The organism is Staphylococcus sp. FSL K6-0223 (assembly GCF_038008285.1).
In genome coordinates, this window is record NZ_JBBOYX010000001.1 from 360,319 (window position 1) to 372,135 (window position 11,817).

Sequence of the window (11,817 nt, forward strand, 5' to 3'; positions counted from 1 at the left end):
CAAAGTTAGAATGAGATCTAATGGTGGGGCGCATTTTTAATGAAAAAGTTATCATGAAGACGTTTTTTTATCTTTATATAGATTCATATAAATAATAGAAATAATGATTAAAATCGCGCCGGTTATGAATTTAGGCGTTAATGGTAAAGGGAAAAACGGGAAAGAAAATATAAACACAAATATAGGATTGAGGGTTCTTATAATATTCGCTTCACGAAACGAAATGTATTTCAAACCTTCATAAAATAATAAAAGTCCTATTACGCCACTACACAAAGCAGAAAGTAAAATAGAGAACAAGCCTATGCTTATATGTATGGTATGTAAATGATTAGTCACAATTAATATGATACCTAGCAACAAAGTAGAAGTCGCCTGATTGTATAGTAAGATGGTTTTAGAATCAATGTCTTTGACGGTCTTTTTAGCTAACATATTCGTTAGCGCAAAAAAGAATGTATAAGATAGGGTGACAATCACACCTAATATACTGTTAAAATCACCTGAAAAATGAGTAATCAAGAATGAACCTATAACAGCAAAAATTATAGGAAAGGTATCGTTTTTGCACAACGTTTCATTTAGAAAGAGCACTGAAAGAAACAACGCAAATATAATATAAAATCTTCCTAATAATCCAACACTAACTGGATCTAACAAACTTAAACTTACATATTGGAGTAAATTACCTATTGTATTAGTAATACCTAAGAGCCATATAAATTTGTTATGATAGATTTTTATTTTACTTTTATCGAGTAATACAGTTATTAATAATATTAAAGTTGAAAACAAAGCATTAAAAAAACTTGCTTGAATAGGTGATAAATCAGTGAGTGAAAGTTTGTTTAATATTGGGGTTAAAGACATGATTGCTATGGAAATAATATTAAATAAATACCCTTTTTTAACCTTATTCATGGTATGCCCCTAAATATTTAAAAATTTCTTCATATAACCCATCTTGAAATGATAATAAATTTTTGTCTAATGGTTCTTTCGTAAGTATTCTTTCAGTAGTTTCTGAATATTTCGGTATATCTTTAAAATAGCTTACTTCAGCTTTTGTAATTGTAGTGGTATGGCCATTTGGTAGTATATAGTAACCTAAATAGTCTATATCACTTTCATTGATGACAGCGCCAGACTCTTCATAAGCCTCTCTGATAGCTGTCTCATTCATCGTTTCATTATGGTTTACCTTACCTCCTGTTAATTCCCATGCTCTTTTTTTATTTTTAACAAAAACAAGATGTCCTTGATAGGTTAAAACAATTAAAACAGAATCATATTTTGTAACTGTCTCATTAAATTGAAGTTTGATATGATTTATAATCATTTTTATCTACCTCCTTTATGAGGTAGATATAACTGTAGAATCCAAAATTTTTATTAAAAACATTTAATATTTGATCAATTGATGAAATCAGTTTAAAACTGATTGAGTCGTTCTTAAAAGTCTTTCGTGAGACTACTTTAAAACCATATTTATTAGCTATCTTTTCTAAATCATTTACGCTATATTCCGTTTGATAACCAAATTTCCAAACTTTTAATAAAATTTTTATTTTCTTATCTAAAATACCAAACGAATATTTATTTGGTGTCATTAATATAAGGTGTCCATTAGTTTTCAATACTCTATACATTTCCTTCATGACTTTATCAGGGTTTAGAAAATGTTCTATAACACCTAATGAAATAACTGTATCAAATGTATTTTGAGGGTAAGGTAAATTTTGAACATCTCCAATAACATACTTAAATTTGATTCCAGTTTTAATCATATACTCAGTTGCAATACTTTTTGCATTTTCAGAAATATCAATACCATGTCCTTCAATTTTATAATTCTCAATAAGTTTGAATAGGATGGCCCCATCCCCGCATCCAGCTTCTAATACTTTATCTCCTGGACTAAAATAATATTCATTATAAATAAATGTTTTTAATTTATCTTTTGCTCTTTCAATTCTTGATGGTGGGAAATTATATGATACTTTATTCATAGATGCACCTTCTTAGTTGTTTTATATATTTATTTTATATAATATCATAATTATTATCGTGATAAGTTATGATATTTGATTCTATACCTGAATATATCTTATAAATAAACATTTGTGGCTTGGACTATTCTACGATAGACTATGAAATATATTTGTTGAGTGGCATATAGAATCAGTCGCATAAACGAACATAAGTGAGCAATTACTTCATTAAGTAGTTTTAATTATTAAAATCAAAGAACTACTTTATATTTTCCCTAGGAAAGGGTTTCAACAAAATGAGCTGTGATTCAATTAAGAACTTTACTCAAAATATGGACATAAAAACTCTGCCCTCAAAGTCAGAACTTTGAAGGCAGTCTAAGTCTTGATAATAAAATTTTAGTTTTTTTGAATATTGCCGTATTCTTCTCTTAAGTCATACACTTTATCAGGTGTAACGTCTTGACCAAGTGGATCGACAACTTTCATAGTTGAGAACGTATGAAGGACTTGGCCTCTAATCATTCCTAAATATTCTTGTCTTAATTGATGTTGTTCTTGTTTTTCTTCAACACTCAAACTTTCCACTTTTTCTTTATTTGCTAATTGATTAATTCTTTCTAATAATTCTCTCATTAATTTTTCCTCCTAAATGGTATGAGCTGGAAAATGGGGTGTGATATATGTTCCAACTTCTTCTATAAGTGCTTCGATATCACGATCATCATTTGTAAATCTTAAGATAATATGATTTGTATTAATGGATTCATAAGCTTTTAATATTTGTAGTAAATTTTTACGTCCAGTACGGAAACCACCTTTAATCGGTTTTACGGTTTCATTTGGATTTTGGGATAAATCAATCATTAGAATATTCATAAACGGTTTGAATCGGTCGGTACCACTATGCCAAGCTTCAACTAATTTCTTTTGATCTTGAAAAGGTTGTGCGTAAAATAGCCAACCATCCATATGCTGTTGTAACCAGGACATGGATTGTCTTGAGTAGCCTGTACCAAACATCGGAATCGTATGATGTTTAGGCAATACTTGTAACCCAGAATCCTCATATAATTCAAAAATTGAATTTGAAATGTTGGGAGAATGTGATTGCCAAAGTGCTCTTAATGATTGAATGGTTGTTTGATAACGTTCTGTTAATGCACTTTCATCTACTTTAAATGCAGGGAATTCGAAAGAACGATCACCGGTAGCCATACCGAGTAATAAACGTTGATTGGAAATAAGATCAAGTGAGGCTGCTGATTTAGCTAAATGGATAGGATGACGTAGTGTTGCCACAATACTGCTGGTCCCAAGTGCAATTTTTGAGGTAAACGCACTTAAATACGTTAGGAAAACAAATGGGTCGTAATTTTCAGTTACAGATCCTAAATGAGGACTATATAGTGGATTATCTCTTACGAATAAACTTGTAAATCCTAATCGTTCAGCTTGTTGTGCAAACTTCACTTGTTCGTTAAAATCAATATGCTCTTTATTTTTACTATCAAATGGTATGGATAGACCTAATGTTAATTTATGATTTTTAAAGGTACGTTTAAAACCCTCATGATTTTCTATCTTGGACATATCATCCCTCCTAACTAAACTTTATATAAACAACACTTATTATCTAAACAACAAGTGTTGTTTATAATATAACCTAAATAATCATTTTATGCAAGTCGCATGCTTTTCTATAAAACAACACTTACAATCATTAAGACTGTAAGTGTTGTTTATAGAATTATAGATTTGTAATATGGTGAAGTAAAAATGGTAAGTTTTGATCAATAAATTGCTCAGCACTTAGTTCGCTTGTATCTAACCAATGTCTTGCCAGTCCACATAAACCAGCGGCTAAAAAGCTTGCGCTATTTTCAATAATACTAGAATCGTGCTCGGGATATTTATGTTGTAACATAAGGGTAAACATAGCTTCCAACTCGTTGTTAATGCATTTATGAGCATGGTTACAAAATGTCTCACGATTGAGTTTGCAAGCATTTTGTACATTTTCCAAATAATATGCTATCGAGACAAATAATTTAGAGATAATCTGACCATTGAGCGTTTCTGAAATAGACAACGTTTCTTTAATATCTTTAAGAACAGTCATTGATAATGAATAATCTAATATTTCATATTTATCATTAAAGTGTGCGTAAAATGTAGCCCGATTAACAGTAGCACGGTCAGTAATATTTTTTACTGTAATTTGGGTCATTTCTTTTTCTTGTGACACATTTAGAAATGCTTCTACGAGTAATTGTTTTGTACGTATGACTCTTGGATCCATTTTATTGCTTGGCACAAAGACATCCCTTTCATTTTAAAATGTGATTACTTTAAATTATTAAACGAACAAAGAAGGTTGTCAAAGAGTATGATTACTCTTTCTATTTTAAACTATTATAATAGAAGCAACTCGTTTTTTCTTTTTAAATTACATACATATTGTTGGTCAAAATTCTTAAAATATCCATAAAACCAGAAAAATTTAAGAAAATGATAAAATAAATATTCTGAAAATTTAGAAAATGTGTTATAGTATTTTTTATCATTACTTAATACAATAACAAAATATTATAGGAGGTATAAGAATGACAACAGAACTTAGAAAAATAAGCGTTGGAGATTTTATTTTTAGAGTACTTTCCGGAGTGGCTATTGGGATTGTGGTAGGTTTAGTACCGAATGCCATTTTAGGTGAAATCTTTAAAGCTCTTATGCATCACCATCCTATTTTTGCAACATTACTACATGTTGTTCAAGCATTACAATTTACTGTACCAGCATTAGTAGGTGCGTTAATTGCGATTAAATTTAATATGACTCCTCTTGCGATTGCAGTCGTATCAAGTGCAGCTTATGTAGGAAGTGGTGCTGCTCAATTTAAGAATGGGGCTTGGATTATTGCAGGTATTGGTGATCTAATCAATACGATGATTACTGCAGCAATTGCAGTTTTATTTATTCTACTTATTGAAAAACGTGTAGGAAGTATGGCATTGATTGTTTATCCAACAATTGTTGGAGGTCTCTCAGCTACAATTGGTGTGCTCATCCTACCATATGTACATACTATAAATATTGCGATTGGTAATATGATTAATAGTTTCACTGAATTACAACCTGTATTGATGTGTATGTTAATCTCAATGGTATTTAGTTTTATTATTATTTCCCCATTATCAACAGTAGCTATTGCTATTGCCATTGGTATTACAGGTTTGGCAGCCGGTTCAGCTTCAATTGGTATTTCAGCTACTGAAGCGGTTTTACTTATTGGCACAAGTCAAGTAAATCGTGTTGCAGTACCAATTTCTATTTTCTTTGGTGGCGTGAAAATGATGATGCCAAATATGGTGAAATATCCAATTATTATGCTACCTATTTTGATTACCGCAGCGGTTTCTGGTGTAGTTGGTAGTCTTATCGGTATTGCTGGAACAAAAGAGTCTGCTGGGTTTGGATTTATTGGTATGATTGGGCCGATTAGTGCATTTAAATTTTTACACGTCGATTCAGCTGTTATGAGTATCATACTAATTATTATTGGATTTTTTGTTGTACCTTTAGTAACAGCATTTATACTAGATGTTATTTTACGCAGAGTCTTAAAATTATTTACAAATGATATTTACAAATTTATGGGATAAACGCATTAGCCTGGGACATGATGAATTGTCTCAGGCATTTTTAAATTTAAACGATAAACGCCAATAATGTTACAATAAAATAGAAAAAAGATTAAAAGGATGAAGGGTTAATGGCGAAAAAAATTGAAGCTTTAGCATTAAAAACAGCAGAATTAACACGACGTACACATGAACTAGGCATTCCAGTGATGATATTATTTGAAGGTGTACCTGCATCTGGGAAGACGCGCTTATCTAATGAGTTATTATTAAATTTAGATGCGAAGTATACACAATTTATTGCGACACAGTCACCTAAACAGGATGATTTAAGATATCAATTTTTACAAAAATATTGGAATACCTTACCTAAAAAAGGTGATATAAATATTTATTTTAGAAGCTGGTATTCTCATTATCTAGATTATAGAGAAAATAAAATTAAACACGACAAATATAAAAACTATGATGTACTCAAACAACAAATTTCTTCTTTTGAAAATATGCTTAAACGAGATCACTATGAAATCATTAAGTTTTTCATAGAAATTAATGAAGAAAAACGTCAAGAACATATTCAACAAACCAAAGATAATCCATTGACGCGTTGGAAAGTTCAAGAATATAGTAATGTACTTTCAACAGATATTTATCTTAAAGACATGCGTCAATTTATAAAAAATGATAAAGCATGGGAAATCATTGATTATACCGAAAGAGAAAAAGCGATTGAAACAATGTATGAACATATTATCAAACGTCTTGAAACAGCGATTGAAACAATGTATGAACATATTATCAAACGTCTTGAAACAGCGATTGAGAAGCATGAGCAAAAAGAAGAACAGCGAGACGGTAAATTTCATTCTAATTTTAAAACATACCTTTTTGATAGAAAGGTGGATAAAGTAAAAAAAGATGAATATAAACAGCTCATTGAGGAATTGCAAAATCGTATGAGAGAAATTCAATTCGCTTTATATGATAGAAAGATTCCACTTATTTTAGTATTTGAAGGTATGGATGCAGCTGGTAAAGGCGGAAATATTAAACGAATTAGAGAAAAATTAGATCCAACGGGTTATCGAGTGAATGGCATTAGTGCCCCTACAGATGTTGAATTAAAACATCATTATTTATGGAGATTTGCGAAAGAAATGCCAAGAACTGGGCACATCGAATTATTCGATAGAAGTTGGTATGGTCGTGTATTGGTAGAGCGTGTCGAAGGTTTTGCTACTGTCGATGAATGGCAACGTGCATATGATGAAATAAACGCATTTGAGAAAATGTGGACAGATGAAGGAGCGATTATTTTAAAGTTCTTCCTTACATTAGATAAAGAAGAACAATTAAAACGTTTTAAAGATCGTCAAGAAAATGTTAATAAACAATGGAAAATTACAGATGAAGACTGGAGAAATAGAGAAAAATGGGATTTATACGTGGAATCAAGTCACGATATGGTTGAGAAAACAAATACATCCTATGCGCCATGGCTTGTTGTCCCTGCTGATCATAAAAAAACCTCTCGTATTGAGATACTAAAATATATTATTCGTAATTGTGAAAAGGTACTTTGGGGAGTAAAGGATTATTAAAAATAAATAAGGAAACTTAATACGTACAAGCTCTTGTTTTTTTATCAAAAGTAAAGAATTTAAATAGCCAATTACACTTTAAAAATATTACAGTAATGTAACAAAACATTAATTTGTAATATTACTAATGATGTTAAAGTATTGTAATTTTTGTAAGAAAGTATTGTAAAACGTTAATTTATAATAAAAATAAACTCCATATTGATAGATTTTATATATTACAGGAAGTATTTAATATATTTCAATATTACAAAATGATGGATTAATTGTAATTTTTTGTAAAAAAAGCGTAATACTATTCTACGAATTTTGTGTTATAGTAGCTATTGTCAAAAGTTAAACAACAAATCAAAACAGAAATTAATCTTAAATAAAGAACGAAACATAACGAAAATATATATTTCAATTTTGGAGGAATTATTTATTATGAAAAAGACAGTAATCGCTTCGTCATTAGCAGTAACTTTAGGTTTAACAGGATATGCTTTAACAAACGATCACAGTGCACATGCATCAGAACAAACAACTAACTATTCTCATTTAGCTGACTTAGCTCAAAATAACCCATCTGAATTAAATGCTCACCCAGTACAAGCTGGTGCATATAACATTTCATTCGTAAAAGACGGTTTCAAATATAACTTTACTTCAAATGGTAACACTTGGTCTTGGAACTATACTTACACTGGTGGTGCTGACACAGCTCAATCAACTACTGACTACACTGAGTCTTATAATCAAGCTTCAACTCAATCAGTAAGTTCAAATAATCAAGCTAGCACTTCAAATGTAAAAGCTGTTTCAGCTCCAGTACAAAGAACGTCTAGCTACAATAACTACAGTGCTCGTACAACTTCATACTCAGCACCAAAAACAACTTCATACTCAACTGCTTCAACTGGTGGATCAGTTAAAGCTCAATTCTTAGCTAACGGTGGTACTGAAGCTGCTTGGAATGCTATCGTAATGCCTGAATCAGGTGGTAATCCAAATGCTGTTAACCCAATTGGTTACAGAGGTTTAGGTCAAACTAAAGAAGCATGGGGTACTGGTTCAGTAGCTACACAAACTCAAGGTATGGCTAACTATGCTAAATCACGTTATGGTTCATGGGACGCAGCAATTGCTTTCCGCCAAGGTCACGGTTGGTGGTAAGATTTAAGTAGATAACTGGATAGGACATCGAGTTATCAAAAAAGGAGGACGACAATGTCGTTCTCCTTTTTTATTTTTTAATATAATATTTTTAATTTCTTGCTTAATACATATAAAGATAGATAAAATGGATTATTCATGTTCTGCATTTTTAATTTATGCAGGAGTAAACAGAGATTTGAAAGATAAAGTTCATTTGCATAATGTGATTTTTGCTGAAAATTTTAGAGGGAATATTGACGATATCTTTGAAGGAAGATTGCCGAAAGACCCTTCTATATATCTTTATTTCCCCTCCGTTGAAGATGAGGAATTGGCTCCTGAAGGAAAAACAAGTATGTACATTTTAATGCCAGTACCTGAGCTTAAAACAGGTCAAATCGATTGGAACAATCCAGCCATAATTGAACAGGTTAAAAATGAAATTTACAAAAAAACAGAAACAATTGAATCACTTAAAGGATTACGTAACGATATCGTATCCGAAACTATTTTTACACCCTTAGATTTTGAAACACATTATAATGCTAAATTCGGTACAGCCTTTGGATTAATGCCTACTTTAGCACAAAGTAATTATTACCGTCCGCCTAACGTGTCCCGTGATTATAAAGATTTATATTTTGCAGGCGCAAGTACACATCCAGGCGCAGGCGTACCCATTGTATTAACAAGTGCTAAAATAACAGCAGAGGCTATGTTAGAAGATATAAAAAATATGAAATAGAATAAATAAATCTGAAAATTGACAATTATCAGTGTAATGTTAAAATAAGACTTAATACGTAAGAACTTATCGAGAGAAGTGAAGGGATTTGGCCCAATGAAACTTCAGCAACAGGCTTCATAAATATAAAGTACTGTGCTAACTCCAAGAGGATAATAAATAACCTCAAAGATAAGTGACATATATCTCATGAAGCTATATGCCACACAAAAGTGGTATATAGCTTTTTATTTAAGGAGGAATAACATGGTTATTTCAAAAAGATTAGCAGCCATTCCTGATAGCTATTTTGGAAAAACGATGGGACGTAAAGTAGAACATGGCCCTTTACCACTTATTAATATGGCAGTAGGCATTCCCGATGGTGAAACACCAGAAGGTATTATTGAGCATTTTTCTGAAGCGATTCGGATTCCTGAAAATCAAAAATATGGTGCCTTTCATGGTAAAGAATCATTTAAAGAGGCCATTGTTAATTTTTATCAACGTCAGTACAATGTGACATTAGATAAAGAAGATGAAGTATGTATTTTATATGGTACAAAAAATGGACTAGTAGCTTTACCTACATGTGTTGTTAATCCTGGAGAAAATGTGCTACTTCCGGATCCTGGATATACAGATTATTTAGCAGGAGTGATGCTCGCAGATGCCAATCCGGTTCCATTAAATTTAGATCCTCCAGATTATTTGCCAAATTGGGATAATGTAGATAAGAGAGTACTAGACAACACAACGCTTGTTTATTTAACATATCCCAATAATCCAACAGGATCAACGGCTACAAAAGAAGTATTTGATGAAGCAATTGAACGATTCAAAGGTACAAATACAAAAATTGTGCACGACTTTGCTTATAGTGCTTTTGGCTTTGATGCTAAAAATCCAAGCATACTTGCTTCAGAACACGGTAAAGATGTCGCTATTGAAATTTTCTCACTTTCAAAAGGATATAATATGTCAGGTTTCCGAGTGGGTTTTGCAGTAGGAAATAAAGACATGATTCAAGCATTAAAGAAATATCAAACGCATACAAATGCTGGAATGTTTGGTGCGTTACAAGATGCAGCGACGTATGCACTTAATCATTATGATGAATTTTTAGAAGAACAGAATGAAACATTTAAACGGCGTCGAGATAAGTTTGAAGCAAAATTAAGTGAAGCCCATCTACCATTTGTGCATTCTAAAGGCGGTATCTATTCATGGTTACGTACACCTCCAGGTTATGATAGTGAAACCTTTGAACAATATTTATTAAAAGAGAAATCTATTTTAGTTGCTCCAGGTATACCATTTGGTGAAAATGGAAAACATTACGTGCGTATCTCACTTGCATTAGATGATAAATGGTTAGAAGAAGCAGCTAGTAGGTTAATTGACCTAGCTGATATGTATAAAGCAAAGCATAGTTAAAAAATTATGAAGGAAGAGGATCAATATATGACCAAAATTAAAATTATGAGTGTAAGAGATGAAGATATACCATATATTAACGAGTGGGCGAAACAAAACAATGTTGATGTTGATTTAACCAAAGAAATGTTAACAGAGACAACAGTTGATACTGTAAAAGGATTTGATGGTCTATCGTTATCTCAACAACATCCAATTACAGAAGAGATTTTTGCGAAATTGAAACAATATGGAATTAAGCAAATTGCACAACGTAGTGCAGGATTTGATACGTATGACTTAGATTTAGCTACTAAGTACGACATCATTATCTCAAATGTACCCTCGTATTCTCCAAGTTCAATTGCTGAATTTGCTGTTACACAAGCCATCAATATTGTAAGGTATCAAAAACGTATTCAACATAAAGTGCATAATTATGACTTTCGTTGGGAACCTTCTATATTATCACAATCTATCCGAGACTTAACTGTGGCAGTAATTGGTACTGGACGCATAGGTTCGATTGTGGCAGAAATTTTTGGAAAAGGTTATAACAGCAAGGTTGTTGCTTATGATCCATTTCCAAATAACGCTTTAGCAAAATTCGTTGATTATAAAGATACATTAGAAGAAGCAATTAAAGAAGCTGATATTGTTACCGTGCATATTCCAGCTACGAAATATAATCATCATTTGTTTAATGACGTTGTTTTTTCAAATTTTAAAAAAGGTGCCGTATTTGTGAATGCGGCAAGGGGATCAATTGTAGATACACAAGCTTTACTTTCTGTTATAGATAGTGGTCGAATTAAAGGGGCTGCATTAGATACATATGAATATGAAAGAGGATTATTCCCAGGTGATTATCGTGGAAAAGAGATAGATGATGTACTGTTAAAGCAACTTATCAAAAGAGAAGATATTATTTTAACACCACATATTGCTTTCTATACAGAAGCAGCTGTCAAAAATCTCATAGTAGATGCACTTGATGCAACTATGGATGTTTTAACTAGTGGTACGACTAAACTAAGGGTAAATTAAAATAAAAAAAGTTGGAGTATTACCTCCAACTTTTTTATTATTCTTTAACATCATAGCCTTGATCTTCAATAGCGTCATGTAAGTCTTTTGTTGAAACAAGTTCATCATTATAATCTACACGAACTTCGTTTTTATCAAGGTCTACTTCAGCAGTTCTGACACCATTAATTTTAGCTAATGCTGATTCGATTGTATTTTTACAATGTTCACAACTCATACCATCTACTTTAATGACTTTATTAATCATTGATTGTCAC

At 31.6% G+C, this 11,817-nt stretch carries 12 protein-coding genes, 1 pseudogene and 1 riboswitch; of the genes and pseudogenes, 6 read left to right on the forward strand and 7 right to left on the reverse strand.

All coding sequences use genetic code 11. The annotated features are described in order from the left end of the window. Positions 1 to 51 precede the first annotated feature (51 nt). The 6 genes from MHI13_RS01680 to MHI13_RS01705 form a co-directional block, all read right to left on the reverse strand. Positions 52 to 921, reverse strand: coding sequence for a DMT family transporter (locus MHI13_RS01680; RefSeq protein WP_070548506.1), 870 nt, complete (start codon positions 919 to 921; stop codon positions 52 to 54). Further along, a complete protein-coding gene (locus tag MHI13_RS01685) occupies positions 914 to 1,339 on the reverse strand; it encodes an NUDIX hydrolase (protein WP_002449463.1) in 426 nt (141 codons plus the stop codon). The genes MHI13_RS01680 and MHI13_RS01685 overlap by 8 nt, the downstream gene beginning before the upstream one ends. Next, entirely contained in the window at positions 1,308 to 2,009 is a 702-nt protein-coding gene (locus MHI13_RS01690) for a class I SAM-dependent methyltransferase (RefSeq protein ID WP_070548504.1), read from the reverse strand. The genes MHI13_RS01685 and MHI13_RS01690 overlap by 32 nt, the downstream gene beginning before the upstream one ends. 381 nt (positions 2,010 to 2,390) lie before the next feature. Further along, entirely contained in the window at positions 2,391 to 2,627 is a 237-nt protein-coding gene (locus MHI13_RS01695) for a DUF896 domain-containing protein (protein WP_054105902.1), read from the reverse strand. 12 nt (positions 2,628 to 2,639) lie between these two features. Next, positions 2,640 to 3,584 (reverse strand): LLM class oxidoreductase, encoded by a 945-nt coding sequence (locus tag MHI13_RS01700; protein ID WP_054105901.1) that lies wholly within the window; start codon positions 3,582 to 3,584, stop codon positions 2,640 to 2,642. A gap of 157 nt (positions 3,585 to 3,741) precedes the next feature. Next, entirely contained in the window at positions 3,742 to 4,308 is a 567-nt protein-coding gene (locus MHI13_RS01705; RefSeq protein ID WP_019835157.1) for a TetR/AcrR family transcriptional regulator, read from the reverse strand. Positions 4,309 to 4,597: 289 nt separating this feature from the next. Between MHI13_RS01705 and MHI13_RS01710 the strand changes: the two genes are divergently transcribed. From MHI13_RS01710 to MHI13_RS01735, 6 genes and pseudogenes are all read left to right on the forward strand, one after another. Beyond that, positions 4,598 to 5,656: a PTS transporter subunit IIC gene (locus tag MHI13_RS01710; protein ID WP_019835156.1), complete on the forward strand. Its 1,059-nt coding sequence runs from the start codon at positions 4,598 to 4,600 to the stop codon at positions 5,654 to 5,656. Positions 5,657 to 5,766: 110 nt separating this feature from the next. After that, complete coding sequence (locus MHI13_RS01715) at positions 5,767 to 7,236, forward strand: phosphate--AMP phosphotransferase (protein ID WP_145423058.1); 1,470 nt, start codon at positions 5,767 to 5,769, stop codon at positions 7,234 to 7,236. A gap of 426 nt (positions 7,237 to 7,662) precedes the next feature. Then, positions 7,663 to 8,391, forward strand: a complete 729-nt coding sequence (locus tag MHI13_RS01720; protein WP_054105900.1) for a hypothetical protein — start codon at positions 7,663 to 7,665, stop codon at positions 8,389 to 8,391. Positions 8,392 to 8,506: 115 nt separating this feature from the next. Continuing rightward, positions 8,507 to 9,118 (forward strand): annotated as a pseudogene (locus MHI13_RS01725) (phytoene desaturase family protein); the annotation flags it as partial. A gap of 63 nt (positions 9,119 to 9,181) precedes the next feature. After that, a riboswitch (SAM riboswitch) is annotated at positions 9,182 to 9,296 on the forward strand. Between the two features lie 68 nt (positions 9,297 to 9,364). Then, the gene (locus MHI13_RS01730; RefSeq protein ID WP_017175090.1) at positions 9,365 to 10,534 is read left to right on the forward strand and encodes an aminotransferase class I/II-fold pyridoxal phosphate-dependent enzyme; all 1,170 of its coding nucleotides are present in this window, start codon (positions 9,365 to 9,367) and stop codon (positions 10,532 to 10,534) included. A gap of 27 nt (positions 10,535 to 10,561) precedes the next feature. Beyond that, positions 10,562 to 11,560, forward strand: a complete 999-nt coding sequence (locus MHI13_RS01735; protein ID WP_019835153.1) for a D-lactate dehydrogenase — start codon at positions 10,562 to 10,564, stop codon at positions 11,558 to 11,560. A gap of 37 nt (positions 11,561 to 11,597) precedes the next feature. On the opposite strand, the gene copZ is transcribed toward MHI13_RS01735, so the two are convergent. Next, positions 11,598 to 11,807, reverse strand: a complete 210-nt coding sequence (gene copZ, locus MHI13_RS01740) for a copper chaperone CopZ (protein ID WP_049419633.1) — start codon at positions 11,805 to 11,807, stop codon at positions 11,598 to 11,600. Between the last annotated feature and the right edge of the window lie 10 nt (positions 11,808 to 11,817).

Coding starts and splice junctions, on each gene's coding strand:
- copZ (WP_049419633.1), bottom strand. CDS start 11,807: ATGATTAATAAAGTCATTAAAGTAGATGGTATGAGTTGTGAACATTGT.
- MHI13_RS01730 (WP_017175090.1), top strand. CDS start 9,365: ATGGTTATTTCAAAAAGATTAGCAGCCATTCCTGATAGCTATTTTGGA.
- MHI13_RS01720 (WP_054105900.1), top strand. CDS start 7,663: ATGAAAAAGACAGTAATCGCTTCGTCATTAGCAGTAACTTTAGGTTTA.
- MHI13_RS01680 (WP_070548506.1), bottom strand. CDS start 921: ATGAATAAGGTTAAAAAAGGGTATTTATTTAATATTATTTCCATAGCA.
- MHI13_RS01710 (WP_019835156.1), top strand. CDS start 4,598: ATGACAACAGAACTTAGAAAAATAAGCGTTGGAGATTTTATTTTTAGA.
- MHI13_RS01690 (WP_070548504.1), bottom strand. CDS start 2,009: ATGAATAAAGTATCATATAATTTCCCACCATCAAGAATTGAAAGAGCA.
- MHI13_RS01700 (WP_054105901.1), bottom strand. CDS start 3,584: ATGTCCAAGATAGAAAATCATGAGGGTTTTAAACGTACCTTTAAAAAT.
- MHI13_RS01695 (WP_054105902.1), bottom strand. CDS start 2,627: ATGAGAGAATTATTAGAAAGAATTAATCAATTAGCAAATAAAGAAAAA.
- MHI13_RS01715 (WP_145423058.1), top strand. CDS start 5,767: ATGGCGAAAAAAATTGAAGCTTTAGCATTAAAAACAGCAGAATTAACA.
- MHI13_RS01735 (WP_019835153.1), top strand. CDS start 10,562: ATGACCAAAATTAAAATTATGAGTGTAAGAGATGAAGATATACCATAT.
- MHI13_RS01685 (WP_002449463.1), bottom strand. CDS start 1,339: ATGATTATAAATCATATCAAACTTCAATTTAATGAGACAGTTACAAAA.